The organism is Nocardia sp. NPDC051911, assembly GCF_040681035.1.
Classification (GTDB): Bacteria; Actinomycetota; Actinomycetes; order Mycobacteriales; family Mycobacteriaceae; genus Nocardia; species Nocardia sichangensis.
The window spans coordinates 168236-195100 of the sequence record NZ_JBFAXY010000007.1 but is presented as its reverse complement, the minus strand read 5'-3'; the positions used below and the strand labels follow the sequence as shown (position 1 = coordinate 195100).

The following is a 26865-nucleotide window of genomic DNA, read 5'->3' as shown; positions in this document are numbered from 1 at the left end:
CGTCAGGCCGAAAGGGACGTGCGCACGGACAGGAACCTCACGCGCCGAAGACTCGTTCGACGACCGCTTTGGCGCGCCGGGTGACGCGCATGTAGTGGTCGAGGAATTCGCTGCCGTCGTCGTTGGGCCACCCCGCGACGCGGGCGACGGCGGAAAGCAGCCGCCCCGGACCCGGTAGCTGATCGCTGGGTTTGCCGCGTACCAGGACCAAGGCGTTGCGGGCATTGGTGGCGGTCAGCCACGCGTCACGCAGCAGCGCGACGTCCTGCGCGTCCAGCAGCTCGGTTCGCTCGATCACGTCCAGCGCCTCGAGTGTGGAGGTGTTGTGCAAGCCGGGCACCTCGTGGGCGTGCCGCAACTGCACCAGCTGAACCGTCCACTCGATGTCGGCCAGGCCCCCACGCCCCAGTTTGGTGTGCGTGGCCGGATCGGCGCCGCGGGGCAACCGCTCGGCGTCCACTCTGGCCTTGATCCGCCGGATCTCGCGCACCGCCTCGGCGGACACACCGCCCTCCGGGTACCGCACCTTGTCGATGACGTGCAGGAAACGCACCCCGAGTTCCTGGTCACCGGCCACTTGGTGCGCGCGCAGCAACGCCTGCACCTCCCAGGGTTGCGCCCACTGCTGGTAGTACGCCTCGTAGGCGGCCAACGTGCGCACCAGCGCGCCGTTGCGCCCCTCCGGGCGCAACCCGGCGTCCACGTGCAGCGGCGGGTCGGTGCTCGGCGCGCCGAGCAGCTGCTGCACCCGGTCGGCCACCCCGATCGCCCACTTCACCGCCTTGGTCTCGTCCTCGCCCGGCCGCGGGTCGCAGACGAACAGCACGTCCGCGTCCGAGCCGTACCCGAGCTCCATGCCACCGAGTCGGCCCATGCCGATCACCGCGATGTCGGCAGGCGCGGGCGCACCCCGCTCCGCTTCGCCCGCCCGGATCACCGCACGCAACGACGCCTCGAGCACCGCCACCCACACCGACGACAACGCCCGGCACACCTGCGGCACTTCGAGCATGCCCAGCAGATCGGCCGACGCCACCCGCGCGAGTTCGTGCCTGCGCAGCGAACGGGCCGCGGCCACGGCGCGTTTCGGATCCTCGTAGCGCGCGGCGGCGGTGAGGATGCCGCGGGCCACCTCGTCGGGCTGCGGTCCGAGCAGCAGCGGGCCGCTCGGGCCGTCGGCGTACATCCGGATCGTCTCCGGCGCGTTGATCAGCAGATCGGGCAGGTACTCGGAGGAGCCGAGGACGATCATCAGCCGCTGGGCGATCGCCCCCTCGTCGCGTAGTTCGCGCAGGAACCAGATCTGGTCGGCGAGCCCCTCCGACACGCGGCGATAGGCCAGCAGGCCCGCGTCGGGATTCGGTGTCTCACCGAGCCATTCGAGCAGCGTCGGCAGCAGCAGGGCTTGGATGCGCCCTTTGCGGGACACGCCGCCGGTGAGGGCCTTCAGGTGGCCGAGGGCGTGTTCCGGCGCCGCGTAGCCGAGAGCGGCCAGCTGCCGGATGGCGGCTTCGGGGCTCAGGCGCAGCGCGTCGGGTTCCAGCCGCACCACCGAATCCAGCAGCGGCCGGTAGAACAGCTTGGCGTGCAAGCGCCGCACGCGCACCGCGTTCCGGCGGATCTCGCTGCCCAGCACACCCACCGCGTCCTGCCTGCCGTCGGGCCGGATGTGCGCCGCGCGGGCCAGCCAGCGCATGCCCTCCTCGTCGTCGTCGGCGGGCAGGGTGTGGGTGCGACGCAACCGCTGTAACTGGAGCCGGTGTTCCAGCAACCGCAGGAACTCGTAGGAAGCCGTGAGATTGGCCGCGTCGTCGCGACCGACGTAGCCGCCCGCGGCCAGCGCGGTCAGCGCCTCCACGGTGCCCTGCACGTGCAGCGTCTCGTCCACCCGCCCGTGCACCAATTGCAGGAGCTGCACGGCGAATTCGACGTCCCGGAGGCTGCCGCGCCCCAACTTGAGTTCGCGTTCGCGCAGGTCGGCGGGCACCAGATCCTCCACGCGGCGGCGCATCGCCTGCACGTCGGCGACGAAATCGGGACGCTCCGACGCCGACCACACCATCGGCATGAGCGCGGCTCGGTACTGCTCGCCGAGCGCGATGTCACCGGTCGCCGGACGATTCTTCAGCAGCGCCTGGAACTCCCAGGTGCGTGCCCAGCGCTTGTAGTAGGCGATGTGCGAATCCAGCGTCCGCACCAGCGCACCGGCCTTGCCCTCCGGTCGCAGCGCCGCATCTACCTCGAAGAACGCCTGGCTCGCCACGCTCATCATCTCCGCGGCCAGACGCGTGGCGGTGGCGTCGGCGGGCTCGGCGACGAACACCACGTCGACGTCGCTGACATAGTTCAATTCGCGCGCGCCGCACTTGCCCATCGCGATCACGCCCAGCCGCACCGGCACCGGCTCGTCCTTGCAGACCCGCGCCACCGCCACCGCCAGCGCAGCGGTCAACGCGGCGTCGGCCAGGTCGGTGAGCTGCCTGCCGACCACCTGGTAGGGCAGCACGGGCTCGTTCTCCACCGTGGCCGCCAGATCCAGCGCGGCCAGCAGCATCAAGTGATCGCGGTACCGCTTGCGCAGCGACGCCGCCACTTCGGGGCCCGAGATCGCGGCGCGGAACAGCATCGGGGTCGCGTTCGGCCCCTCCTCCGGTGCCGCGTCGACCACGGCGAGCAGATCGGCGATCAGCTCGTCGCGTCCAGGTAACTCCTTGCGGCGCAAGCCTTCCCACGACTCCGGCGCCGCGACGAGATGATCGCCGAACGCGCTGGAGGAGCCGAGCAGCGCGAACAGCCTGCCCCGCAGCGACGTATCCGTACGGATGGCCGAATCGACCGCGTCCCAACCGTCCCCGATGCTCTCGCGCAATCGCATGAGCGTGCTCAACGCGAGGTCGGCGTCCGGCGCGCGGGACAGCGACCACAGCACGGGAATGCTCTCGACGTTGTCCCAGCCCAATTCGCGCAGCGACGCGGCGGCGGACGGCTCGAGCAATCCGAGCCGACCGACACCGGGGACAGCGGAGCGCGCAGAGGGGGGCCGGACCATGGTTCTCAAATTACCTGGCCGCGATCGGGGGCACGCCGCCCCCGGGCATCGCTCGGATTACAAACCCAGGTATTCCTTGAGCTCGAACGGCGTGACCTGGCTGCGGTAGTCCGCCCACTCCCGGCGCTTGTTGCGCAAGAAGAAGTCGAACACGTGCTCGCCCAGGGTCTCGGCGACCAACTCGGAGCGCTCCATCGCTTGCAGCGCCTCGTCCAGCGTGCCGGGCAGCTCGCGGAAGCCCATCGCGCGCCGCTCGGCGACGGTCAGCGACCACACGTCGTCCTCGGCCTCCGGCGGCAGCGTGTAGCCCTTCTCGATGCCACGCAGACCGGCCGCGAGCAGCACGGCGAAGGCCAGGTAGGGGTTGCACGCGGAATCGGGGCTGCGGATCTCGACGCGCCGCGAGGAGGACTTGTTCGGTGTGTACATCGGCACACGGACCAGGGCGGAGCGGTTGGACCGGCCCCACGAGGCCGCCGTGGGCGCCTCGCCGCCGTGGATGAGGCGCTTGTAGGAGTTGACCCACTGGTTGGTGACCGCGCTGATCTCCGGGGCGTGCTCGAGGATGCCCGCGATGAACGCGCGCGCCGTCTCCGACAGGTTGATCGGGTCGTCGGGGTCGTGGAAGGCGTTGGTCTCGCCCTCGAACAGGCTCATGTGCGTGTGCATCGCCGAGCCCGGGTACTGGGCGAACGGCTTGGGCATGAAGGTCGCGCGCACACCCTCGTCGATGGCCACTTCCTTGATCAGGTAGCGGAAGGTCATCACGTTGTCTGCCATGGACAACGCGTCGGCGTAGCGCAGGTCGATCTCCTGCTGGCCCGGAGCGCCCTCGTGGTGGCTGAATTCCACGGAGATGCCCATGGACTCCAGCGCGTCGATGGCGTGGCGGCGGAAGTTCGGCGCCGAATCGTGCACGGCCTGGTCGAAGAAGCCGCCGGTGTCGGCGGGGACCGGGACGCCGTCACGGGTGCCGTTCTCCAGCAGGAAGAACTCGATCTCGGGGTGCACGTAGCAGCTGAAGCCGACGTCGCCCGCCTTGTTCAGCTGACGGCGCAGCACGTGGCGCGGGTCGGCCCAGGACGGCGAGCCGTCCGGCATGGTGATGTCGCAGAACATGCGCGCGGAGTGCTGATGGCCCTTGCTCGTGGCCCACGGCAGCACCTGGAAGGTCGACGGATCCGGCCGGGCGACCATGTCGGCCTCCGAGACACGGGCGAAGCCCTCGATGGCCGAGCCGTCGAAACCGATACCCTCTTCGAACGCGCCCTCCAGCTCGGCGGGCGCGATCGCGACGGACTTCAGGTAACCCAAGACGTCGGTGAACCAGAGACGTACGAAGCGGATGTCCCGCTCTTCGAGCGTCCGCAGCACGAATTCCTTCTGGCGATCCATGTCCGCGAGCGTAAGCATCCGGCGTTAAATCTGTGTTACATACACGCTTAAGATTGCTGACCTGGTTTTTTCGGAAGACTCCGCACAGTCGGATCGTCCGGTTTGTGAGATTCTTCTGGACCGGGCAGCATCGCGTGACCGATCAGCAACCGCGCGCGCCCGGCTCAGCAGGTGAGGCCGGAGGCGGGCTCGGTCAGGTCGACCAGATAGGCGATCACCGCGTCGTCGACGCAGGGGACGCCGCCCGCCAGCGCCACCGTGTGCCGGTTGCCCTGATAGGTGATCAGCGCGGCGCCCAACTGGTCGGCCAGGTCGACTCCGGCCTGGTACGGCGTCGCCGGGTCCTCGGTGGTCGACACCACCACCGTCTTCGGCAGACCGGTCACCGAGATGCGATGCGGTTCACTCGTGTTCGGCACCGGCCAGGCGGTGCACAGCTCCAGCGGCGCCGCGCCGGTGCCGCGCCCGTCGTCCAGGAACGGGGCCGCTTTCCGGTATTCGGCGTCCTGGCGTCCGGCGACCCCGCGATCGGTGATGCGCGGATCGTCCACACAGCGGATCGCGTTGAACGCGTCGCTGGTGTTGGCGTAAGTGCCGTCGTCGCGACGTCCGTCGTACAGGTCGGCCAGGGCCAGCAGCGTATCGCCGCGCCCGTCGCGCAGCTCGGACAGCCCGAGCGTGAGCACCTTCCACAATTCGTCGGTGTAGAGCGCCTGGCGCACGCCGGTGAGCGCGTCGCCGTAGGTCAGACCCCGCGGATCGGTGGTCGGCGCCGGCTTGTCCCACAGCGGGTTCACCAACGCGCGGAACCGCGGCACCGCCTGCGCCGGGTCGGCGCCCAGCGGGCAGTCGGGCTGCCGCGCGCAGTCGGCGGCGTAGGCGTCGAACACCTTCTGGAAGCCCGCCGCCTGGCGCAGCGACTCCTGCACCGGATCCTGCGAGGAGTCGATGGCGCCGTCCAGCACCATGGCGCGCACGTGGTCGGGGAACCGTTCCGCGTACGCCGAACCGATCTTGGTGCCGTAGGAGTAGCCGACGTAGGTCAGCTTCGGGTCGCCGAGCGCGGCGCGCATGATGTCGAGGTCCTGCACGACCTCGCGGGTGCCGACGTGGGCGAGGAACTCCTTCCCGGTCCGATCGGCGCAGCGGCCCGCGTACCGGCGGTTGTCGGCCTCGGCGTCGGCGATGCCCGCCGGGGTGTAGTCGTCCTCCGGCTCGGCGCGCTCGGAGTCCTGCTCCTGGGGTGTCTGGCAGACGATCGAGGGGGTGGAAGAACCGACACCGCGCGGGTCGAAGCCGATCCGGTCGAAGCGCTCGGCCAATTCCGTCTTGTTGCCGAGCGACGACAGGCCGAGACCGGACTCTCCCGGCCCGCCCGGATTCATCACCAGCGAACCGACCCGCCGCCCGGTCGCCCGCGTCCGGGAGATCGCGATCTGGGCGGTCGGCCCGTCGGGCGCCGCGTAGTCCACCGGCACGGTGATCCGGGCGCACTCGGTGCTCGGCGACAGCCGGTCGTCCGGCCCGCCGAATCCGGTGCAGTCACCCCACTGCACCGCCTGGCCGTAGAACTTCTCCAGCCCGGTGGGCGGCGTGGGTGCAGGCTGCCCCGTTTCGGTGCGGGTGACGGCGCACCCCGCAACCAGCACAGCCAGCGACGCCAGCACCGCCACCGGGAGTGCACCGCGCCCATTCCGCACCATCGACATGCTGTCGATACTGCCATCGGGCGAACGCGGTGGCCGCCCCGGGCAAACCCCGTGCCGCGCTGTGACCAATCGCACCGGTCATCGGCCTTAATCCGCCTCGGTGGCGGGTGGCACACTGAAATCGTCAGACACTCCCGGGGACCCGGACGGGCCCCGAGGCGACACAGACGAAAGGGACGATGATGTCCGTATCCGACTCGGAAACCCCTGCCTACGGTGCGGCGCCCGCCGAGCCCAAGAAGATGCGCAAGACCCGGGTGCACCACCTGCAGCAGATGAAAGCCGACGGGGAACGCTGGGCGATGCTGACCGCCTACGACTATTCCTCGGCGCGGCTGTTCGAAGAAGCGGGCATTCCCGTGCTGCTGGTCGGCGATTCCGCGGCCAACGTGGTGTACGGCTACGACACCACCGTGCCGATCACTGTCGACGAGCTCATCCCGCTGGTGCGCGGGGTGGTGCGCGGCGCGCCGCACGCGCTGGTCGTGGCCGACCTGCCGTTCGGCACCTACGAGTCCTCCCCGCAGCAGGCGCTGGCGACGGCGACCCGGTTCATGAAGGAGGGCGGGGCGCACGCGGTGAAGCTGGAGGGCGGCGAGCGGGTCGCCGAGCAGATCGCGCTGATCACCGCGGCGGGCATCCCGGTCATGGCGCACATCGGCTTCACCCCGCAGAGCGTGAACACCCTCGGCGGATTCCGCGTGCAGGGTCGTGGCGACGGCGCCGAGCAACTGATCGCCGACGCCATCGCCGTTCAGGAGGCGGGCGCGTTCTCCGTGGTGATGGAGATGGTCCCGGCCGAACTGGCGGGGCAGGTCACCCGCAAGCTGACCATTCCGACCGTCGGCATCGGCGCGGGCGCCGACACCGACGCGCAGGTGCTGGTCTGGCAGGACATGGCAGGCTACACCAGCGGCAAGACCGCGAAGTTCGTCAAGCGCTTCGGCAACGTCGGCGACGAATTGCGTGCCGCAGCCGCTGCCTACGCCGACGAAGTGCGCCGGGGCACCTTCCCCGCGGCGGAGCACAGTTTCTGAAATCGCCACCTCCCTTTGATATACTGACGTATATCCGTATATCAAGGGAGGTGCGGAGCATGACGCGGACCATAGTCGATCTCGACGACGGCGCACTGGCACTCGCTCAGCAGCAGCTGGGCACACGCACCAAACGTGACACGATCAATCGGGCTTTGGCCATCGCGGCGGGCCTGACCGCGGACGATCGCGCCCGCAGTTTGGCCTGGCTGCAGGCTAATGCCGAGGACGTTTTGGACTTCGACGTTCTGGCAGGCGAGGAGCATCCCCAGCGGTGACCTACCTCGCCGATACCTCGGCCGTGTGGCGACTGCTCCGCGGCCAGGTCGATGATCCATGGCCCCGCCAGGTGGCGCAAGGACTCGTCGCGATCTGTCCGCCGGTCGAAGCCGAGCTCATGGTTTCCGTTCGATCGGGCAAGGACTTCGAACCGTTTTTCGCTGTTCTCGGACGCACGTTCGGCTGGTACCCCGCGCTCGACGATCCCTGGCGCCACGTGTTGGCGGTGCAGCGTGATCTGGTCCGCATCGGCCATCATCGCGGGCCGTCGCCGATGGACATCGTCATCGCGCTCACCGCGCTCGAGCACCGCCTGACGCTCATTCACGCGGACGCGGACTTCGACTCGATCGCGAAGGTACGACCGGAACTTCCGATGATTCGCGTCGACCGATAGAACTCGGGAAGTGCGGCAGGTAGAGCGACGCCACTCGATCACCCTGCGTCGGTGGCGAACCGAGTCCGGCCGACGCCCTGTCTCCGGGCAGTGATTCTCCGTCCATCGAGCGGCTCGGGCGTCGCATGAACACCGAAACTGCTCGACGAGCTGCGCGCGCACTTCGGCTGAACTCTTCCCACCGAAAACGGCCGGTTCGGGCCGGTCGGCGGAATCAATGGCAGACTCGATGCCGACAATACCGACACGACCAGAGGTACCCATGCCGTACAGCCGTTGGATTTCACGCAGCACCCTGCTGGTGGCGGGCGCTCTCACCGCCGCCGCGTTGACCGCTTGCGGCAGCGACTCGGGCCCGGCGCCCACCGGCAGCTCGAGTTCCACCACGGTGTCGGCCACCGCCGCTCCTGGCACGACCTCCGGCCGCGTCACGCCGACGAGCCCGGAGATCTCCGACGCGGCCGCGACCCAGCTGTGCGACATGATCCGGCCGGAGTTGTCCAACTGGCGGATCCAGGGCGGGACCCTGGGCAAGATCGGGCTGAACGCCCTGGTGCACGAGTGGGCGCTGCGCAACGGCGGCATCAACGGCGCGGTGCTGGCCGACAAGCCGATCGTCGACCGCGCCACCGTCAAGAGCTGCCCGGATGTCCGTCAGCAGGCCGTGGAGGCGCTCGGCATCCCGGATCTGGCCTCTGGTCTGGCGTTCTGAGCCGGGCGGCCGGATGCGCACCCTCTATCCCGAGATCGAGCCGCATGACTCCGGCATGCTTGCCGTCGGCGACGGTCAGTCGGTCTACTGGGAAGTCAGCGGCGATCCGGCCGGTAAGCCGGTCGTCTTCCTGCACGGTGGGCCCGGCGGCGGCACCGCGCCGTTCCATCGGCGCTTCTTCGATCCGGCCGCCTACCGGATCGTGCTGTTCGACCAGCGTGGTTGCGGCCGCTCCACTCCGCACCTGGCCGACGGCGCGAGTCTGGAACACAACACCACCGGCCACCTGATCTCCGACATCGAGAGGCTGCGCGAACATCTCGGCATCGATCGCTGGCAGGTGTTCGGCGGTTCCTGGGGCTCCACGCTCGCGCTGGCCTACGCGCAGCGACACCCCGATCGGGTGACCGAACTGGTGTTGCGCGGCATCTTCCTGTTGCGCCGCAAGGAAATCGACTGGTACTACAACGGCGCGGCGGGCTACGTCTATCCGGACGAGTGGGAGAAGTTCCTCGCGCCGGTGCCCGAAGACGAACGCGATCAAGACCTGGTCGAGGTCTACCACCGCCTGCTGCACTCGGCCGACGAAGACATCGCCCGCACGGCCGCGATCGCCTGGTCCAGCTGGGAGGGCGCGACGAGTTCGCTGCTGCCGCATCCGGATCGGGTGGCCGAGACGTCCGAGCCGCGATTCGCGCTGGCGTTCGCGAGGATCGAGAATCACTACTTCCGGCACGGCGGGTTCCTCGAAGAGGGCCAGCTGCTGCGTGACATCGACGCCATCGCGCACATCCCGGCCGTGCTCGTGCAGGGCCGCCACGACATCGTCTGTCCCGCGGTCAGCGCGTGGGAGTTGCACCGAGCCTGGCCCGGGTCGGTCCTGCACATCGTCGACGACGCGGGGCACGCGGCGAACGAGCCCGGCATCACACATCACCTGGTCGAGGCCACCGACCGATTCGCGAAAGCGCGGACCAGCACGGTGATCACGGCGGGGTCCGCTCTGGTGGACGCGTTGCGCGAGGACATCGACCGGCTCGCGGCCGCCGAACCCGAGGTCCGCGCGGACGCGGAGGACTCGGTCCATCAGATGCGGGTGGCCACCCGCAGGCTGCGCAGCGTGTTGCGGTCCTACGGCAAACTGCTCGCCAAGAAGCCCGCCGCCGCGATGGGCGCGGAACTCAAGTGGCTGGCCGGGTTGCTCGGTGAAGCGCGGGACGCGGAGGTGCGCGCCGATCGGTTCGCCACGCTGCTGGCCGATCATGCCGAGCGAGCCGACCCGGCGGAGGTCGACGCGGTCACCGCGCGGCTGGTCGACGCCGAGCGGGAGCGCTATCGAGCGGCGCACGACGAGGTGCTGACCGCGTTGGACGGCGCCCGCTACCGCGAGCTGCGCGACGAGCTGTCCCGATGGCGCACCGACCCGCCGCTGCGCCACTCACGCGCCGATGTGGCGGCGCCGGACGTGTTCCGGGAGGTGCTGCGGCGCGACCTCGACCGGGTGGAATCCCTGATCCGCGCCGAGCCCACCGTCGATCCGCTCGAACGGGTGGAACTGCTGCACGACATCCGCAAGAGCGCCAAGCGGCTGCGGTACTCGTGCGAGGCAGCGCAGCAGGTCCTCGGCGACGACGCCGCCGATCGCGGCGTCCGGGCGAAGAAGCTGCAGACCGTGCTCGGCGACCATCGGGACGCGGTGGAGTCGCACGACGCGATCCTGCACCGGGCGGCCGAGGCCGCGGCGGCGGGCGAGCGTGCCGGCCTGTACGAGGCCCTCGCGGCCACGGAGGACGCCGCGGCGGGCCGTGAACTGAGCCGCTATCCGGCCACCGCCGCGGCGCTGTTCGGAGCGGCCGTCATCACGGGGTGATCCGGTGTCCCGGCGCTGAGCCGGTCGAGACGAGCCGATCACCGCGTTCGCCGACCAGCAGCGCCGCGGGCGGTGCCGTGACCGGTAGCGGTCGTCCGCGGCCGGGATACGACGCGGCCGCGCGTCCGGAGTCGGCAATTCGGGCCGCCTCGTGTCCGGTCGGCAACGCGGCCACCCGCCCGCGGTCGATCAACCCAGCTCGCTGGCCCGCGGTCGGTCAACCCAGCTCGCTGGCCCACGGTCGGTCAACCCAGCTCGCTGGCCAACAATCGACAACACGGCTCGCTGGCCCACAATCGACAACACGGCCGCAACCCACGGTCGGCCGCAGTGCAGACCTCTGCTCATCGGCACGCTCGCGAGACGAGGTCGTGTACGGCGCGGCCGCCGCTGCCGTTCACGCAGGGAAGGTGAAGGACACCTTCCGTTCCCTCGGGTCGGCCGACAGCAGCCGCACCCGCACGGTCTCGCCTTCCGGCGGTTTCCCCTCACACGGGCCCAGCACCGGCGGGTCGGCGACGAAGACCACGGCGGGCCGGTTGCCGTTGGCCTCGCGCACCACGACGGCGTCGAACGTCGCTCCGGTACGTGGCGCGAGCAGGGTCGATTCGGTCAGGTCGATGCAGGCGCGTTCGATCTTGCCCGCGACGCTGTCGCTGCGCCGCATGGTCTCGGCGGCGCTCACCAGCCCCTCCCGCACCCAGCGCGGCACCTCGGCCCCCGCGCACCGGGCCAGGCAGATCTCGGTCGCGAACCGGTCCGACAACCGCCGCAGCGGAGCGGTGACGTGCGCGTACGGCGCGCCGATCGCGCTGTGCCGCAGAGCTTCCGGCGCGTGCGGCGCTCCTGCCGCGCCGTCGACGACGGTGTAGGAGGCACCGCGCAGCAAGCTCGTCGCCTCGGACATCAGGACCAGTGCCGCGGGAGTGCCGGTGTCCAGCCGGGCCAGCATCCGGCCGACAGCTTCGCCGTCGGGCCAGGCCACGCCCAGCGCCTGCGCGGTCCGGCGCATCGACTCGATCGCGGATTCCGACGGTGGCGGCATGGTGCGCAGCAGCGCGACCCGGTCCAGTGCGGGCGCGTGCCCGTCCAGCATGATCCGCGCCGCGCACATGCCGGTCAGCAGCGAGACCTGCTCGTTCCAGTCGTCGGCGGCGGTGCGCGGTTCCACCACCAGGCGCCAGTGCCCGTCGGCGTGCTCGTCCTGGACCACGCTTTGCGCGGGCAACCGCAGCCCGATCGCGCCGCGCGCCAGCCCCGCCTCGATACGCCGCGTGCCGAATTCCGGCAGGGCCGCGATCGAGGGATGCAGCCGACCCGCCTCCGCGTCGGCCTGCACACGGGAGTAGTCGAGCCGGGCACGGGAGCGCACCAGGGCGCGGACAACCGAGTACCGCACCGGTTCGGCCTGCTCGTCGAGTTCGATAGTCCACAGCGCGGCCGGGCGCGTCCGGTCCGGAAGCAGGCTGGCGGACCCTTCCGACAACGCGGGTGGGTGCAGCGGGACGGTGCCGTCGGGAAGATAGAAGGTCTGGCCCCTGGCGCCGGACTCTTTGGCGAGCGCGCCGTCGGGGAAGATCACGGCGCCCACGTCGGCGATGGCGTAATGCACGAGGAAGCCGCCGGGGCCGCGTTCGATATGCAGGGCCTGGTCCAGATCCATGGCCCCGGGTGGGTCGATCGTCACGAACGGGATGTCCGTGCGATCGACCCGGTTGCCCGCGAACGCGTCGACCGCGTCGCGGGCCTCGGCACTGGCCTCGGCGGGGTACGCCGAGGCCAAGCCGAACTCGGACCGGATGGCGCCGAAATCGACCGGCGCCGACACGATCCGCTGGTGGAGTTCCACGCTGGGGCGCCGGGTCCTACTGCAGCGCCAGCATGGAGCCGTTCAACTGGTCGAACGGCCCGTAGACGGTGAACGTGACCCGGCCGTTCGGCACCGAGGACGACACCTGAGCCGCCGCGTCCAGCGCCTCGCCGAAGGAGGCGGCGGACGGATGCGGCAGCCCGGCGATAGCCAGACCGACATGATTCTGGTGCACCCATACCGTATCGGCGGGACTCAGGTCGACCTGAACCCCGCCCGGCAGCGGGGTGACCGCGACCGCGCCGGCCGACCCCGCACCCAGCACCGCGAAAACCGAAGCGGCGCCTGCGACCAATGCGCCGGCGACCATGGAGCGAACTACTCGCATATGTGTTGAGACCTGCTTTCCCGCGATCGAAGTATGAATGGCCCGGTGCTGCCCCGCACCGGCCCTTACCAACGGCGACTACTTTATGACGTCGATCACGATCAGGGCCAGTTCCGCACGAATCGGACAGCGGAAATTCTCGCCCCGCGACACGACCCGGGCGGCGCTGCTAACGTGGCCCGCCGTGACGGGCGTGGGTTCGCCCGCACGTTTGGATATGTCCCGCACGTCGACAATTTGGGAGCTCCACAGCTATGTCATCGATTTTGTTCGACTACCTCTTGCCGCTGCTGGGCCCGGAGCAGGCCGCGTACTGGGCGCAGGTTTTCGTGATCAACCCGATCTGACCGCGCGATTCTTTTTCCCACTGCTCGTCGCCTCCCGTTAACCTGACGGGAGGCGGCGGTGGTTATAGGCGGCTAGCATGCCGCTCCGTGACAAGAACTACCGCCGCCATCGCGGCCAGCGCCACCCTCTTAGCCCTGCTCCTCACCGGGTGCGGGGACGACAAGACCAGCAATACCACCTCGTCCGCCACCACCACGGCGGCACAGGCCGCCGCCCAGGTCGACAGCGTGAAGGCGGGCGCGTTCCTCGTCAGCTTCCGCGGCGCGTTCCCCAAGCTGGCCGAGGGCAAGGACGACGCGAAGATCGCGAGCATCCTGACCGAAACCTGCGGGGACATCAAAGCGGGCAAATCCGAGGACGACGTCGTCAAGAACATCACCAAGCGCGCGGGCGGCGCCACCCAGCCCAGCGCCGAGGAAGCCAAGGCGATCTACCAAATGGCCAAACTGATGTGCTGACCCCCGCGCTATCCCGGCGTGCTTCGCACACCCGCCGAGCTCGCGGAACGCGACCTCGCGCGGAGTAGAGCCGGAGTGCGGAGCACGCGCCGGCGGGCGGACGAGTTGGTCTGTAAGCCGGATCCTGTCCCCGGCCTGAGCCGGGAGGCGGCCATCCATCTGGGCACTCCGTTGCCGGGTACCTCGAGCGGTCCACCCGCAGGCTCGGGCGAGCAGCCCTCGAGCGCCTGCGCAGCCGCACCGTAACCGGTGCGGCCTTCGACCTTGCTCCGGGCGGGGTTTACCGAGCCGCCCCGGTCACCCGGGGCGCTGGTGCGCTCTTACCGCACCGTTTCACCCTCACCGCACGACCGCTAGGCCGTGGGCGGTCTCTTTTCTGTGGCACTTTCCCGCGGGTCACCCCGGGTTGCCGTTAACAACCGCCCTGCTCTGTGGAGTCCGGACTTTCCTCGGCGCCGGGCGGCGGCACAGCCGTGCCCGTTCCCAGCGCCGCGGCCGCCCGACCAACTCGTCCGCCAGAACAGGATACTGGGTACGGTTGATGGCCATGGAACGTGTCGAGGTCGGCTTCCCATCCGGAAGCGAACAGTGCGCGGCGTGGCTATATCGCCCGGACGGCGCACCCAAACCCCGCCCGCTAGTGGTGATGGGACACGGCCTGGGGGCCAATCGGGAAATGGGACTGGATCGGTACGCGCGGCGTTTCGCCGCCGCGGGAATGGCGGTCCTGGTATTCGACTATCGGCATTTCGGCGCAAGTCAAGGCACGCCGCGCCAGTTGCTGAACATCGCGCGCCAGCGCGCGGACTGGCATGCCGCCATCGCGTTCGCGCGCACGCTGCGCGGCATCGACGCGACCCGGATCGCATTGTGGGGCACGTCGTTCGGCGGCGGCCACGTGCTTTCGGTCGCACCGGACGATGCCTACATCGCGGCCGTGGTCGCGCAGGTGCCGTTCACCAGCGGCCTGTCCTCGGCGTTGGCCAAGGGGCCGATCAGCCTGGTCAAGGTCACCACCATCGCGGCTACCGACCTGCTGCTCGGCACGCTCCGGCGCAAGCCGGTCGGCATTCGGCTGGCCGGACGCCGCGGCGCCGCGGCGCTGATGAGCGCGCCCGACGTACCGGACGGCTTTCGCAGGCTGACCGACGAGAGCGAGACCTATGAGCCGAAAGTGTCCGCGCGAGTAGCGTTCTCGGCACTCTTCGACGCACCCGCGCGGCGCGCGAAGGCACTGAAGATGCCGGTGCTGTACGCGCTGTGCGATGACGATTCCGTCGCGCCGGTGAAATCGGCGCTGCGCGCCGCCGAACGCACCAAGCACGCGGTGGTGAAACGTTATCCCGCCAAGCATTTCGACATCTATTTCGACGAGGTCTTCGAGAAGACCGTGTACGACCAAACCGAATTCTTGGTGTCGGTGCTGCGACCATAGGGCGTTCGCGGCCCGGCCCGGCGGCCGGGCCGCACATCGGTGCCGCGCTCGGTAGATTGCGAAAGAGCACGCGTCGATCGAAACGAGGCACCGATGATCGATCCCTTGATCCTGGAACAACGGCGCGGCCGATTGCTGCACCGGGTACGCGAGTTGCGGCGCGACCTCGCGGCGCTGGCCGACGACTACGGCGCGTTGCCGGATTCCGGGCTGCTGATCGACACCGACGGGATCGGCGCGCTCACCACCCCCGGCTACTGCGTCGCCGGGGCACGCGAAGTCTTCGAAGAAGCGCTGATCGAACTCGCGGCGGCCGCCGACGCGCTCGACCGCGCCGCGGCGTACACGGCCCGGCTGAAACCCGTTGTGCTGGACGGCTGAACCTGTCGGTGCCCAGCGCTACTGTCCGTGCCATGCAGCCCTCCACCGCCGCGGTCGCCGAGATCGTGCGTCGGATCGCGCCCCTCGACGAGCTCGAGCGACGGCACATCGACACGACGCTGGCGTGGCTCGCGTCGACCGACGACATCTTCCGGCGGGCCAGACCGGCGACCCCGCCGCGGCACCTGGTCTGCTATGTCGTGCTGGTCGATCCGGCGGCACGGGCGGTGCTGCTGGGCAAGCATCGCCTTGCCGGGTTGTGGTTGCCGACCGGAGGGCACGTCGATCCGGGCGAGCATCCGCTCGATACCGCGCGGCGAGAAGCGGCCGAGGAGATCGGCGTCGAGGCCCGATTCGACGTCATCGGGCCCGACCCGCTGTTCCTCACCGTCACCACCACGGTCGGCTCGGACTCCGGTCACGAGGACGTCAGCCTCTGGTATGTCATCCGCGGTGACCGCGCCGACGGCCATGCCCTGGATCCGCGCGAGTTCGACGGTGAACGATGGTGGGAACTGGACGGATTCGCCCTTTACGACACCGACCCGCACTTCGGACGTTTCCGCACCAAGCTCGACATCGCTCTGCGACCCGCCGCCGACTGAGGTCTCTTCGAGTCGACGGCGGCGGCCGATGGTGTCACGATGGCGCGGATGATTGTCAGGCTTGCGCGAGAGGACGACCTCGCCGGTTTTCTCGAACTGGCGGGGCAGGTCGAGCACTGGTTCGGCGCGTCCGCCGACGATGCCGGATTTCGCGCCGCGGTGCTGCGGCACGTGCGGCGCGGTACGGCGCTCGTCGCCCGGTCCGCGGGGGCGGAAGTGCTCGGCGGCATCCTGTTCGGCTCGAACCCGCCGACCTACCGGGTGCATTGGCTGGTCGTCGCGGAACAGGCGCGCGGGCACGGGATCGGCCGGGCGCTGACCACGGACGCGATCCGCCGTTACGTGCCGACTCCCGGCACGCTCGAAGTGGTCACCTTCGGGCCCGACCATCCCGGCGCGGTCGCCAGTGGTGCGCGCGCGTTCTACGAGAACCTGGGCTTCCATCCCGCGGAGGAGGCGGATCCCGGGCCAGAGGGCGGATCTCGGCAGTTCTACCGGCGGCGCGTGTAAGGGGTCAGCCTCGACGGAACGCGCGCCAGAAAATGAAAGCCAGGACCGAGGCGGGAATCGCAGCGAGGACGGGCTTGTCGCGGAGCGTCTCCAACAGGGTGCGGCCCGGGTGCGCCACCGGGCCGGGAATTCCCGCCGCGCCGCGTTCGGCGGCGGTGGCGGCGTCCGCCTGGACTCGTTCGGCGCGCTCGGCCGCGCGTCGAACCGACTCCCCGACCGGCGTCTGCTCACGACTCCCGGCTCCGGCCGCGTGCCTCCCAGTGGATTCCGGCCCCGGTTCCGGCTTTTCCGCCGCACCAGGAGCGCTACCCGCCTGCGCAGCCGCATCGGCCGGAGTCACCGGCTCCGCCGCACCAGTCATGCGACCCGCCTGCGCAGCCGCCGCCGAAGACACCGCCGCCGCATCGGCGGTACCGGCAGTCTGCGGGGCCGCACCGGGCGCAATCTCCGCCGAAGACACCGGCTCCGCCGCACCGGGCGCGTGGTCCGCCTGCGGGGCCGCGCCGGTACTCACGGACTCCCCCGCATCAGGCGTGCTGCCCGCCTGCGGGGCCGTGCCGGTCGAAACCTCCCCCGAAGACAGCGGCTCCCCCGCACCAGACGCGCTGCCTGCCCGCGAGGCCGCACCGGCAGTCACGGACTCCCCCGCATCAGGCGTGCTGCCCGCCTGCGGGGCCGTGCCGGTCGAAACCTCCCCCGAAGACAGCGGCTCCCCCGCACCAGACGCGCTGCCTGCCCGCGAGGCCGCACCGGCAGTCACGGACTCCCCCGCATCAGGCGTGCTGCCCGCCTGCGGGGCCGTGCCGGTCGAAACCTCCCCCGAAGTCACCGTCGCCGCCGCGTCGGCGGCGCCGCCCGCCTGCACGGACGCGTCTTCCGAGACCTGCGCCGCACTCCCCGTGGCCGACGCTCCCGCGCCGCCTTCGTCGGAGTCGCCGGGCGTGCCCGCCGCGCGCCGAGTGGCGCCCGGCTCCGGCTCCCGGCCCCCGTGCGCCGCACCCTCGGCCGGTTGCCCGGTTCCGGCCGACCGGCCACCGGAGACGTCGGCGGTGTCTTGCACGTCGTCGGGTCCCTTGTCCGTGGGCTTGCGCTTGTTCATGGCTGTCTCCTGTGCTCGGCGTCGCGGTGCGGGACGGGCGTCTCGGATGCCGTCGCGGCCCGGATACCCTGCGAAGGGGCGGACAAACGGGACGGCCGCCACGCCATCTCGAATTCCCGTCGCGGGTCGCCCGGGGCCATGGGCCCGCTCACCCCGGTCCGCACGAAGCCATTGCGCAGATACAGCCGCTCCGCGAAGGCATTGTGCTCGGCGAACTCCAAACGGACGACGTCGTGTCCGCCCGCGACCGCCCAGTCGAGCACCGCGCCGACCAGCCGGTCGGACACGCCGGTCCCCCGTGCCCGCGGCGCCACCCACATCGAGATCAGGTGCACGCCACCGCGTTCCGGGTCGAGCATGCCCGCGACGGTGCCCACTTCGGTCCCGCCCGACTCCGCCACGAACTGCACCCGGTCCGACAGGGCTCGCCGCCAGTCGCTTTCGGTGCGGGCCCGCGCCTCGGCCAGGGTGGTACCGAAGAACTGCGGCGCGTCGGTCAGCGCCGCGAGCCGGACACGCCGGAACACCGCCCAGTCATCGGGCGCGAGCGATCTGATCCTGGGTATCGAGACGTCCATCCGCATGTCTCTACCGGGTCGAAGACCTCGTGCACAACGGATTTCGACCACGGCGAGGCGCTGTCACCGCGACATCGGCGACGGGCAACCCGATCCTCGCAACCTCGAACCGGCAAGGGTGTCCGGAGCAGTCGCGCGGGTCGCTTCGTCGGCGCGGCGGGACCGGTCGTCGTCGAGCACGGCGCTCACCCGAGCCTGCGCAGTCCGGCGAACTCCAGCCCGGCGAAGGTCGCCACCGCCGCCGCTCCGACGAGTAGGAATGCGAGACCGAGCCCGGTCAACGCGAAGAATCCCGAACCGGCCAGCCCGATCATCCCGGCCGCGGAGAGCGCGTTGACCGTGACCACCGCCCCCGCGTAGCGCGCGGCGACCGCCGGGCGCCGGGCGATCGACAGCAACGCGAGCGCGCCGCCGAGCATGACGACGCCGAATGCGAGGCTCCAGCCCGTCGGTACCCCGAGCGGGTCGCGCAGCAGTCCGGCTCCGGCGAGCAACACCCCGCCGAAGATCCCGGTGCTCCAGCCGTCCACGCGCAATGCGGAGCACAGGAACGCGGCGCCGCCGTCGCGGCGAGCCAGGGTGGTGGGTCTCATGTCGTACTCCCGTGGTCGATCCGGCGGGGCCGATCGGCTCCCGGCACCAACCCTGCTGCCCGGAGATGGGCGTCTCAATAACCTCCGAGGTCATGGCCGCACCGCGCGCCGGGATGCTTAGCTGACCGGGTGACTTCGGTGCGGACACAGTCGAGAGCGGGCATCCTGCTGCGGGAATGGCGGCAACGGCGCAGGCTGAGCCAGCTCGACCTGGCGCTGGCCGCGGACACCTCGGCGCGGCACCTGTCCTACGTGGAGACCGGCCGAGCCGCGCCGAGCCGGGCGATGGTGCTGCGGCTGTGCGACACGCTGGAGGTGCCGCTGCGCGAACGCAACACCCTGCTCGTCGCGGCCGGTTTCGCGCCCGCCTACCGGGAGAGCAGCCTCGACGACGCCCATCTCGCGTCGGTCCGCTCCGCGCTGGACACCATGCTGACCGCCCACGAACCGTATCCGGCGGTGGTCATCGATCGGCTGTGGAACGTGGTGGTGGGCAACGCGGCGATGAGCGTGCTGATGGACGGCGTCCCCGAGCACGTCCGCGCGCCCCGGCCCAACGTCTACCGGCTGGTGCTGCACCCGGACGGGCTCTCGGCCCGGTTGGCCAACCGCACCCAGGTGCGCGAGCTGTTCCTGGAGCGGCTGGCCAGGCAGGTCAGCGCGAGCGGTGACACGGAACTGACCGCACTCTACGACGAGGTCTCCGCCTACCCCGATCCGCCGGGGACGGACGCGCAGGCGCGGACCGGCATACCGTCCAGCCCGTTCGAGGTGCCGATCCGGATCAGCACCCCGGCGGGCGAACTGTCGATGTTCAGCACGATGGCGACCTTCGGCGCTCCGGCCGACGTGACGCTGTCGGAGCTGGCCATCGAATTGTTCTATCCCCTGGACGACTTCACCGCGGCCGCGCTGCGCGGGGCGGCGGCCGCGGCGAAGTCGTGAGCGAACCTCAGGCGTCCAGCATGGACTCGTCCCACTCGCGGTCCAAGTCGGGATCGGCGGCCGACAGCACCTCGTCCAACCGCAGCCCCAGCTCGCCGATGTTCGGCTCGGTCATCATGTTCAGGTGATCGCCCGGCACGTCGATCACCGTGAACCGGCGCGCCGCGTACTGCTTCCAGCCGTTGTCGGCGCTGTCGAACATGCTGCCGACGGTCTTGTGCGCCAGGTCGACGCCCGGCGGCAGGCCCTCGGTGGCGCGCAGCAGCGTGATGTCGCGCTGGTACGGCTCGAGCTTGTAGTCCAGCATGGCCGAGTAGTTGGCGAAGAACACCTCGTAGAGCCGCCGGATCGCCTGCGGCGAACTGTCGGCGGGCAGGATGCCCGACCGCACCGACTCCGCCAGCATCGCCGCGAACAGATCCTCGGAATTGTGCACGCCGGGCTCGAAATCGACCAGGGCGGAGCGGCTTCCCCGCGCGTACCACAGCAGCTCGAGGAAGAACCACCGGATGAGCTTCTCCTCCGGAATCGGGGTCCGGGTGCGTGCGCGCAGCGCCATGGTGTCCAGCAGCGTCACACTGGAGACCTCGTGCTCGGGCAGCTGGCGGGCCATCTCCAACGCGACGTAGCCGCCGAACGACCAACCCGCCAAGTGATACGGCCCCTTCGGATGCACCCGCCGCACCGCCTGCAGGTACGACTCCGTCATCGCGGGAATGGTCTTCTCCGGGGCGCTACCGGAATCCGCGCCTGCCGCCTGCAACCCGTAGATCGGGCGATCCGGATCCAGATAACGCGCGAGGGCCAGGTAGCACAGCACGTTTCCGCCGATCGGGTGCACCAGGAACAGCGGTGGCTTGCTGCCGCCGACGCTGATCGGCACCAGCGGGTCGAATGTGCGTTGCACGGCACCCGCCCGCACCAGGGTGGCGATCCCGGCGGCGGTGGGCGCGCCGATGAACGCGTCCAGCGGCACCTCGACGCCCCACCGGCGCGACAGCGCCATCACCACGCGCATCGCCCCGATCGAGGTGCCGCCCGCCGCGAAGAAGTCGTCGTCCACACCGATGGCGCGCAGTCCCGCGTACTCGGCGAGCAGTTCGACCGCCGACCGCTCGTACTCGTCGGCGGGCTCCCGCCGCGCCGACACGGTTTCCGTCGCGTCCTCGCCGTAGGCGCGCAGCGTCGCGTCGTCGCGCTTGCCGCTGGGCGTGCGGGGCAGCTCATCGAGCCAGGCGAACCGCGACGGCACCATGTGCGCGGGCAGCATCGAGCGCAGGTCGTGCCGCAACGCGGCGAGGTCGGTCTGCTCGGGCGCGCCGACCAGGAACGCGATCAGCGAGCCGTCTATGCCGCCGAAACCGCGCGCCACCACTGCGGCCTCGGTGATGCCGGGGAACTTCTCGACCAAGCTCAGGATGCACAGCTCGACTTCGGCCGGCTCCACCCGGAACCCGCGGATCTTCACCTGGCTGTCGCTGCGTCCCAGGCAGACGATGTCGCCGGAGAACAGCCGGACGCCGAGATCGCCGGTGCGGTAGCGGATTCCGCCCGCGTGCGTGGCGACGAACCGCTGCGCGGTGAGCGCGGGCCTGCCCTCGTAGCCGCGGGCGATGCTGCGGCCGCCGAGATAGATCTCGCCGATCACGCCGTCCGGCACCGGCCGCAGGGCGCTGTCGAGTAGTTCGACGGTGTCGCCGTCGACGGCGCGCCCGATGGGCGGCAGCGCGGGGAACTCGTCGGCCGGACCCGTGAGCGTGAACTTGGTCGCGACGTGGGACTCGGTGGGACCGTATTGGTTCTCCAGCACCAGGCCGGGAACCACCTTGCACAGGGCGCGGATCTCGTCGGTGATGCGCAGCTGCTCGCCGGAGGAGATCAGCACCTTCAGTTCGGTCGGGAACATCCGGTGCGCCACGGCCGCCTCGGCGAACGCCTGCAAGGCCACGTACGGCAGGAAGAGCCGTTCGATGCCCTCTTCCACCACCGTGGCCAGCAGTTGCTCGACGTTCGATCGCAGATCCGCCGAACTCACCCGCAGGGTGGACCCGGCCGCGAGGGTGGTGAAGATCTCCTGGAACGAGACGTCGAAACTCAACGGCGCCAACTGCAGTGTGCTCAGCAGGCCGGTGCCGGTGGCCGCGCGATTCTGCCAGTCCACCAGGGAGGTCAGGCCGCGATGCGGCATGGCGACGCCCTTGGGCTCACCGGTCGACCCGGAGGTGAACAGCACGTAGGCCACCGCGTCGGGCGAGACGTGGTCGGGCAGCGCCACTTCCGCGTCGGGCACGGAGTCGTCGAAGAGCGCGGCGGTGTCCAGCACCAAGGCGGCGTCGTCGACGATGTCGCGATAGGCGGCGTCGGCGATCACCCGGTGCGGGCGAGCTCGGTCGATCATCAGATTGAGCCTGGCTCGCGGGTAGCTGACATCCAGCGGAACACACGCGGCCCCGATCCTGGTCAGCGCGAGCACGAGCAGCACCAGCCGCGGGCGGCGCCCCATCAGGATGCCGACCCGGTCGCCCGGCGCCACCCCGAGCCCGACCAGGCGCCGGGCCAGCCGGTCGGAGCGATCGATCAGCTCGTCGTAGGTGACCGATTCCTCGTCACCGGCCAGGGCGATGCGGGTGGGGTCGAGCGCGGCCGCCTCGGCCACCAGCGTGCCCACGTCGCGGGCGGTCGCGGGGCCGACGCCACGGTCGATCGCCGCGTCCGGGTCGGCGACGATTCCGGCCAGCATGCGCAACTGGGTGAGCGCCACGGTCTCGCACTGCTCGGCGGTCAGCGTGTGGTCGCCGTCCACCCGCAACCACATCCGGCCGTCGCGCGGGTCGGTGGCCGCGGTGACCAGCAGTTGGAAGTTGGTCTCCTCGCGAGCGTCGAAGTCGAGCAGGCGCACGCCGTCCAGCACGAGCATGGGCTGGAAGACGTGGTAGTTGACGAAGTTGAACGCCGTCTCGAAGACCGGCCCGCCGTCGGCGAGGATCGACCGCAGCGGGTAGCGGCGGAACGGGTAGGCCTCGCGTTCGCGTCGCGCGATCTGCTCTACCGCCGCGCGCCATGTGGTCGCGGTGCCGTCCAACCGGATCGGCAGCGTGTTGAGGAACAGGCCCGCCACTCGTTCGGCGCCGGCCCGGTCCGGGCGACCGTGGCTCACCACGCCGGTGGTGACGTCCGTGCGGCCGGTCAGCGCCCGCAACGCCAGGCAGTGCGCGGCCAGATACACCGATTTCTCCGGCACCTGGTGGCGCGTGGCGAACGCCGAGACCCGTTCGGCCAGCCTGCGCGGCACCAGCGCCCGCGCTTGCGGCACGCCCGCCACCACCGGCTGGTGCACCCCCAGCGCGGTAAGCGCGGTGGGTTCGGCGCCTTCCAGGGCGGTCAGCCAGTACGCGCGGGCCGCGCTGTCGCGCGCGGCGCTCTGCTCGGCCCGCGCGTACTCGGCGAGCACGGTGGCCGGATGCGGGGTGGCCTCGACCCGGTTGCGAGTCATGCCGATGTGGTGGAGGTAGTCCAGCAGCAGTTCCAGCACCGACGTGGCGACACTCCAGCCGTCCAGGATGGCGTGGTGGAAGCTCAGCACCAGGTCCACCGTGCCGACCGGCTGCTGCGAGCCGGGACGGACGAATACCCGGATCGCGAACAGCGGAGCGCGTGAGATGTCGTACTGGGCGTGGGCCCGCTCCTGGAGATAGATCTCGATCAGATCCTCGCCGTCCGCCTCGTCCATCTCGCCGAGATCGATGATCTCCAGTTCGTAGGGCGGCGCGACATGCACGATCTGCAACGGAACCGAATACCTGCTCAGCTCGAACGACGAGCGCAGCGCGGGTTGACGCCGCACCAGCCGGCCCACGGCATCCCTGAATTGCGAGGCGTCCCAGGGTACTTCGAGCCGATAGCGGAACACGTCCTTGTAGGTGACCGAGTCGGCGCGCTCGATGCTGTGATACAGCATGCCCAGTTGCAGGGCCGTTGCCGGGAACGCGTCCTCGGCCTGGTGCAGCGCGGCGCGGTCGATCAGCGGCACCGTCTCCAGGGGCGCGGCGACGCGGCCACGCTCGTCGTGGCGGTCGTCGCGCACGACGCGGGCCAGCTCCGCGATGGTGGGCGCCTGGTAGAAGGCGTCCACGTCGAAGTAGAGCCCGGCGCGTTCGGCTGCGGTGCGCACGGCCAGCGCGAGGATGGAATCGCCGCCGTGGGTGAAGAAGTTGTCGTGCACGCCGACCGACTCGACGCCCAGCACGGTGCGCCAGACCTGCGCGAGCCTGGTCTCGACATCGGTGCGCGGCTCCGCGCCCGCGACCGGCTCGCCGCCGTGGCCGAGGACGAGCTGCTCGGCCAGGGCGCGCCGGTCCAGTTTCCCGTTGCGAGTCAGCGGAATCCGATCCACCCGGATCAGTCGCGACGGCACCATGTAGCGGGGCAGCCGGGCCGCCAGCTGCGCGGCGATCTCCTCACCGGAGACGTCGGCGCCGACGAAATAGCCGACCAGTTGCACGCCGTGCGCTTCCGAGACCTCGTCCACCACGGCCGCCGCACGGACCCCGGCGCAGCCGAGCATCGCGTTCTGCACCTCGCCGAGGGTGATCCGGTTGCCGCGGATCTTCACCTGATCGTCGAAGCGACCCAGGTATTCGAGATTGCCGTCCGGCAGCCAGCGCGCCAGGTCACCGGTCCGGTACCGGCGGCGCCCCGGCACCGCGCGATCGTCGACGAACGCCGCCGCGGTCAGCTCGGGCCTGCCGCGATAGCCGCGGGCCACGCCCACCCCCGCGATGTTCAGCTCCCCCGGCACGCCGACCGGCACCCGGCGGCCGATGTGATCGAGCACGAGCAAGTCGATGTTGTCGATCGGGCGGCCGATCGGCACCACGTCGAGCGGATCGTCGGCGGGGCAGTCGAAATAGGAGACGTCGACGGTGGCCTCGGTGGGTCCGTAGAGATTCACCAGCTGCGGCGCCGACGCCCCGGCCGCGGCGAAGACCGCGTGGAACCGGCGCACGAGCGCCGGGGGTAGCGCCTCGCCGCTGCAGAAGACCCGTCGCACGCTGCCGATGCGGGCGACCGTGGCGGGGTCGGCCGCGAGTTCGTCGACGAACGCGGCCAGCATGGAGGGCACGAAGTGCAGCACCGTCACGCCGTGTGCGGCGATCGCGTCGGCGATGCGGCGCGGATCGCGCTCGCCGCCAGGTTCCAGCAGCGCCACTTTGGCGCCGGTGATCGCCCACCAGAACAGCTCCCACACCGAGACGTCGAAGGTCACCGGCGTCTTCTGCAGGATCACGTCCGAGTCGTGTAGGGGGTAGCGTCGCTGCATCCAGGTCAGGCGGTTCACCACCGACCGGTGCTCGATCATCACGCCCTTGGGCACGCCCGTGGAACCGGAGGTGTAGATGAGATAGCTGAGATCCGCTGGATGCGAGACGTTTTCGATACCACGCGCCGGGACGGTGTCGGCCACCGTGATCCTCGTGACGCCCAGCCTGTCGAAAACCGCTCCATGCTCCGGCCCCGCCACGACGAATCGTGCCCCGCAGTCGGCGAGCACGGTCTCGATACGAGCGGCCGGGAAGTCGGGGTCGAGCGGCACATAGGCGCAACCGGCCCGCAGCGCACCGAAGATCGCGACGAGCATCTCCGTCGAGCGGGGCAGTACCACCGGGACGCATTCGTTGCCGGTCGCGCCCAATGCGTGCAGCCTCGCGGCGAAACCGTCGGCCAGCGCGGACAATTCGGCGTAGCGCAGCGGCTGCTCCCCGGACCCGGCGACCGGTTCGATCGCGATCCGGTCCGGATGGCGCGTGGCCACGTCGGCGACCAGCCGGTCGATCGTCGTGTACGGGAATTCCTCGCGCGGTCCGGATTCGAACGCGGCGACGGCCGCCTGCTCCCGCCGCGACATCAGCGGCAAGTCCGAGATCGGCGCCTCAGGCCGGTCCAGCGCCGCCACCACCAGCGCACCGACGCCGCGCACGACCGACTCGAACGGGAAATTCTCGTCGAAGACGTCCTTGTCGTAGTACAGCTGGAGGTTCAGCGAGCCGTCGCGCGCGTGCTCGACGCCGAGAATGTTCAGCGCCTCGAGCACCGTGCCCGGGTTGACGATGTCGAGGGTGCCGAGAATCTTGTCGAGGTGATCCGACGGCGGCATCTTGATGTAGGAGTACGCCACGTCGAACAGCGGCGGCGCCGTGGGATCGCTGCTGAGGGCACGTGCCAGGTCACCGTAGGGAAAACGCTCGTAGCGCTTGAGTTCCCGGATCTGCGCGGCCACTTCCGAGGCGACCGCCGACAGCGGCTCGGCGGGGTCGACCCGGATGCGCAGGGGCACCACATTCGTCCGGTGCCCGGCGGTGCGGAAGGTCTCCGCGCTGTGCCGGTTGAGCATCGGGACGCCGATCACCACCTCTTCGGAGCGGTGAATGGTGGTCAGGTAGGCGGCCAGCGCCGAAACCGTGAACGCGAAGACGGAGAAGCCGGTGGCGCGAATGCGGTCGAGAAACGCGGGTTCCACCACCACGCGCCGCCGCCCCCGGTCGACGTTGGGGGTGCTCGCACGTCCGGAGAACAGCGCGGGGACCACTCCCTCGAAGCGACGCACCAGCGCGTCGCGGTCCGCCACCCACTGCGGGGAGGACAGATACTCCTCGTGCTCGGCGGCGATCTCGCGATAGGTCGCCGCGCCGCGGTCGGTCTGCTCGGTGAACGGATCCGGCTCGGCGAGCTGCTCGAGCGAGAGGTCGGTGCGGCTGTAGTTGTCGACCAGGGCGCTCCAGAGCGCGTTCACGCCCCAGCCGTCGATCATCGCGTGGTGCATCGCCACGTAGAGATGGAAGTGGTCGGGCCCGTCGACCAGCGCGGCGATCCGGAACGGCTGCCGGGGCGGGGACGGCGTCACATTGGCCCGGTTCACCCAGTCGCGGCGCGCCGCGGCCGGGTCCGACGCCCAACTGAGATCGACCAGCTCGACCTCGGGTAGCTCGTCGGAGACCCACTGCCAGAAGCGGCCTTCGGAGAACTCGAACCGCAGGCGCAGCGCCTCGTCGGCGAGCAGCGCCCTGCGCACTACGGCCCGCAACCGGTCCATGTCGAACGGTTCGTCCATGAACGCGCAGTAGGCGTTTCGGGTGACCGGCGCCGGGGCATACCGGTAGGCGACCGACAAGACATCGCGTTGGTACGCGCTGACCGGCCAGGCTTCGGGGGGTCTCTCGGAAGTAGCACTCGGTTCGAATGTCACAGTCACTCCTATCGCGACAGTCGC

General features: G+C 70.3%; 21 protein-coding genes, 1 other RNA gene and 1 pseudogene. 12 read left to right on the top strand and 11 right to left on the bottom strand.

Translation table 11 applies throughout. The annotated features are described in order from the left end of the window. Positions 1-37: 37 nt before the first annotated feature. From AB0L97_RS11415 to AB0L97_RS11405, 3 genes are all read right to left on the bottom strand, one after another. The gene (locus tag AB0L97_RS11415; protein ID WP_356965079.1) at positions 38-3049 is read right to left on the bottom strand and encodes a bifunctional [glutamine synthetase] adenylyltransferase/[glutamine synthetase]-adenylyl-L-tyrosine phosphorylase; all 3012 of its coding nucleotides are present in this window, start codon (positions 3047-3049) and stop codon (positions 38-40) included. Positions 3050-3106: 57 nt separating this feature from the next. After that, complete coding sequence (gene glnA / locus AB0L97_RS11410; RefSeq protein WP_355072810.1) at positions 3107-4444, bottom strand: type I glutamate--ammonia ligase; 1338 nt, start codon at positions 4442-4444, stop codon at positions 3107-3109. A gap of 164 nt (positions 4445-4608) precedes the next feature. Further along, positions 4609-6147, bottom strand: a complete 1539-nt coding sequence (locus AB0L97_RS11405; protein ID WP_355072992.1) for an alpha/beta hydrolase — start codon at positions 6145-6147, stop codon at positions 4609-4611. Positions 6148-6395: 248 nt separating this feature from the next. On the opposite strand from AB0L97_RS11405, the gene panB reads away from it, so the two are divergent. The 6 genes and pseudogenes from panB to AB0L97_RS11375 all read left to right on the top strand — a co-directional run bounded on the left by panB (position 6396) and on the right by AB0L97_RS11375 (position 10448). Beyond that, positions 6396-7190: a 3-methyl-2-oxobutanoate hydroxymethyltransferase gene (gene panB / locus AB0L97_RS11400; RefSeq protein WP_356965228.1), complete on the top strand. Its 795-nt coding sequence runs from the start codon at positions 6396-6398 to the stop codon at positions 7188-7190. A 59-nt stretch (positions 7191-7249) separates the two neighbouring features. Then, positions 7250-7468 carry a DUF2191 domain-containing protein gene (locus AB0L97_RS11395; RefSeq protein ID WP_355072809.1) on the top strand — a complete coding sequence of 73 codons (219 nt, stop codon included), beginning with the start codon at positions 7250-7252 and terminating at the stop codon, positions 7466-7468. Continuing rightward, a complete protein-coding gene (locus tag AB0L97_RS11390) occupies positions 7465-7866 on the top strand; it encodes a PIN domain nuclease (protein WP_355072807.1) in 402 nt (133 codons plus the stop codon). Before AB0L97_RS11395 ends, AB0L97_RS11390 begins: the two co-directional genes overlap by 4 nt. A gap of 262 nt (positions 7867-8128) precedes the next feature. Next, entirely contained in the window at positions 8129-8578 is a 450-nt protein-coding gene (locus AB0L97_RS11385) for a hypothetical protein (protein ID WP_355072805.1), read from the top strand. Between the two features lie 13 nt (positions 8579-8591). Then, positions 8592-9539, top strand: a pseudogene (gene pip / locus AB0L97_RS11380) (prolyl aminopeptidase); the annotation flags it as partial. Positions 9540-9560: 21 nt separating this feature from the next. Next, positions 9561-10448: a CHAD domain-containing protein gene (locus AB0L97_RS11375; RefSeq protein WP_364427969.1), complete on the top strand. Its 888-nt coding sequence runs from the start codon at positions 9561-9563 to the stop codon at positions 10446-10448. Here the strand turns inward: AB0L97_RS11375 and AB0L97_RS11370 are convergent. The 3 genes from AB0L97_RS11370 to AB0L97_RS11360 form a co-directional block, all read right to left on the bottom strand. Beyond that, on the bottom strand, positions 10438-10641 hold the full coding sequence (locus AB0L97_RS11370; RefSeq protein WP_355072803.1) for a hypothetical protein: 204 nt from the start codon (positions 10639-10641) through the stop codon (positions 10438-10440). The genes AB0L97_RS11375 and AB0L97_RS11370 overlap by 11 nt on opposite strands. A 204-nt stretch (positions 10642-10845) precedes the next feature. Further along, the gene (locus tag AB0L97_RS11365; protein WP_364427760.1) at positions 10846-12297 is read right to left on the bottom strand and encodes an RNB domain-containing ribonuclease; all 1452 of its coding nucleotides are present in this window, start codon (positions 12295-12297) and stop codon (positions 10846-10848) included. 16 nt (positions 12298-12313) lie between these two features. Further along, positions 12314-12628 carry a hypothetical protein gene (locus AB0L97_RS11360; RefSeq protein WP_228827325.1) on the bottom strand — a complete coding sequence of 105 codons (315 nt, stop codon included), beginning with the start codon at positions 12626-12628 and terminating at the stop codon, positions 12314-12316. A 452-nt stretch (positions 12629-13080) separates the two neighbouring features. On the opposite strand from AB0L97_RS11360, the gene AB0L97_RS11355 reads away from it, so the two are divergent. Then, positions 13081-13452, top strand: a complete 372-nt coding sequence (locus AB0L97_RS11355) for a hypothetical protein (RefSeq protein WP_364427756.1) — start codon at positions 13081-13083, stop codon at positions 13450-13452. A 97-nt stretch (positions 13453-13549) separates the two neighbouring features. Here AB0L97_RS11355 and rnpB read toward each other — a convergent pair. After that, an RNA gene (gene rnpB / locus AB0L97_RS11350) (RNase P RNA component class A) lies at positions 13550-13963 on the bottom strand. A 36-nt stretch (positions 13964-13999) separates the two neighbouring features. Here rnpB and AB0L97_RS11345 point away from each other — a divergent pair. From AB0L97_RS11345 to AB0L97_RS11330, 4 genes are all read left to right on the top strand, one after another. Next, entirely contained in the window at positions 14000-14887 is an 888-nt protein-coding gene (locus tag AB0L97_RS11345) for an alpha/beta fold hydrolase (RefSeq protein ID WP_364427753.1), read from the top strand. 93 nt (positions 14888-14980) lie between these two features. Then, on the top strand, positions 14981-15268 hold the full coding sequence (locus tag AB0L97_RS11340) for a hypothetical protein (protein ID WP_355072797.1): 288 nt from the start codon (positions 14981-14983) through the stop codon (positions 15266-15268). 32 nt (positions 15269-15300) lie between these two features. Beyond that, positions 15301-15873, top strand: a complete 573-nt coding sequence (locus tag AB0L97_RS11335; RefSeq protein ID WP_364427749.1) for an NUDIX domain-containing protein — start codon at positions 15301-15303, stop codon at positions 15871-15873. 48 nt (positions 15874-15921) lie between these two features. Next, positions 15922-16383 (top strand): GNAT family N-acetyltransferase, encoded by a 462-nt coding sequence (locus tag AB0L97_RS11330; protein ID WP_355072794.1) that lies wholly within the window; start codon positions 15922-15924, stop codon positions 16381-16383. 4 nt (positions 16384-16387) lie between these two features. On the opposite strand, the gene AB0L97_RS11325 is transcribed toward AB0L97_RS11330, so the two are convergent. The 3 genes from AB0L97_RS11325 to AB0L97_RS11315 all read right to left on the bottom strand — a co-directional run bounded on the left by AB0L97_RS11325 (position 16388) and on the right by AB0L97_RS11315 (position 18653). Further along, positions 16388-17482, bottom strand: a complete 1095-nt coding sequence (locus AB0L97_RS11325; RefSeq protein WP_364427745.1) for a hypothetical protein — start codon at positions 17480-17482, stop codon at positions 16388-16390. After that, a complete protein-coding gene (locus AB0L97_RS11320; RefSeq protein ID WP_355072790.1) occupies positions 17479-18060 on the bottom strand; it encodes a GNAT family N-acetyltransferase in 582 nt (193 codons plus the stop codon). The genes AB0L97_RS11325 and AB0L97_RS11320 overlap by 4 nt, the downstream gene beginning before the upstream one ends. 185 nt (positions 18061-18245) lie before the next feature. Then, the gene (locus tag AB0L97_RS11315) at positions 18246-18653 is read right to left on the bottom strand and encodes a hypothetical protein (protein ID WP_356965071.1); all 408 of its coding nucleotides are present in this window, start codon (positions 18651-18653) and stop codon (positions 18246-18248) included. 129 nt (positions 18654-18782) lie between these two features. Here AB0L97_RS11315 and AB0L97_RS11310 point away from each other — a divergent pair, with 129 nt between their 5' ends. Continuing rightward, a complete protein-coding gene (locus AB0L97_RS11310; protein WP_364427740.1) occupies positions 18783-19598 on the top strand; it encodes a helix-turn-helix transcriptional regulator in 816 nt (271 codons plus the stop codon). 7 nt (positions 19599-19605) lie between these two features. Here the strand turns inward: AB0L97_RS11310 and AB0L97_RS11305 are convergent, their stop codons facing one another. Continuing rightward, complete coding sequence (locus AB0L97_RS11305; RefSeq protein ID WP_364427737.1) at positions 19606-26841, bottom strand: amino acid adenylation domain-containing protein; 7236 nt, start codon at positions 26839-26841, stop codon at positions 19606-19608. Positions 26842-26865: the final 24 nt, after the last annotated feature.

What these genes read in the sequence shown, in the direction of transcription:
- AB0L97_RS11405 (WP_355072992.1), bottom strand. Translation starts at nt 6,147, where the DNA reads ATGGTGCGGAATGGGCGCGGTGCACTCCCGGTGGCGGTGCTGGCGTCG.
- panB (WP_356965228.1), top strand. Translation starts at nt 6,396, where the DNA reads ATGCGCAAGACCCGGGTGCACCACCTGCAGCAGATGAAAGCCGACGGG.
- AB0L97_RS11415 (WP_356965079.1), bottom strand. Translation starts at nt 3,049, where the DNA reads ATGGTCCGGCCCCCCTCTGCGCGCTCCGCTGTCCCCGGTGTCGGTCGG.
- AB0L97_RS11340 (WP_355072797.1), top strand. Translation starts at nt 14,981, where the DNA reads ATGATCGATCCCTTGATCCTGGAACAACGGCGCGGCCGATTGCTGCAC.
- glnA (WP_355072810.1), bottom strand. Translation starts at nt 4,444, where the DNA reads ATGGATCGCCAGAAGGAATTCGTGCTGCGGACGCTCGAAGAGCGGGAC.
- AB0L97_RS11345 (WP_364427753.1), top strand. Translation starts at nt 14,000, where the DNA reads ATGGAACGTGTCGAGGTCGGCTTCCCATCCGGAAGCGAACAGTGCGCG.
- AB0L97_RS11395 (WP_355072809.1), top strand. Translation starts at nt 7,250, where the DNA reads ATGACGCGGACCATAGTCGATCTCGACGACGGCGCACTGGCACTCGCT.
- AB0L97_RS11360 (WP_228827325.1), bottom strand. Translation starts at nt 12,628, where the DNA reads ATGGTCGCCGGCGCATTGGTCGCAGGCGCCGCTTCGGTTTTCGCGGTG.
- AB0L97_RS11320 (WP_355072790.1), bottom strand. Translation starts at nt 18,060, where the DNA reads ATGGACGTCTCGATACCCAGGATCAGATCGCTCGCGCCCGATGACTGG.
- AB0L97_RS11335 (WP_364427749.1), top strand. Translation starts at nt 15,301, where the DNA reads ATGCAGCCCTCCACCGCCGCGGTCGCCGAGATCGTGCGTCGGATCGCG.
- AB0L97_RS11315 (WP_356965071.1), bottom strand. Translation starts at nt 18,653, where the DNA reads ATGAGACCCACCACCCTGGCTCGCCGCGACGGCGGCGCCGCGTTCCTG.
- AB0L97_RS11385 (WP_355072805.1), top strand. Translation starts at nt 8,129, where the DNA reads ATGCCGTACAGCCGTTGGATTTCACGCAGCACCCTGCTGGTGGCGGGC.
- AB0L97_RS11330 (WP_355072794.1), top strand. Translation starts at nt 15,922, where the DNA reads ATGATTGTCAGGCTTGCGCGAGAGGACGACCTCGCCGGTTTTCTCGAA.
- AB0L97_RS11325 (WP_364427745.1), bottom strand. Translation starts at nt 17,482, where the DNA reads ATGAACAAGCGCAAGCCCACGGACAAGGGACCCGACGACGTGCAAGAC.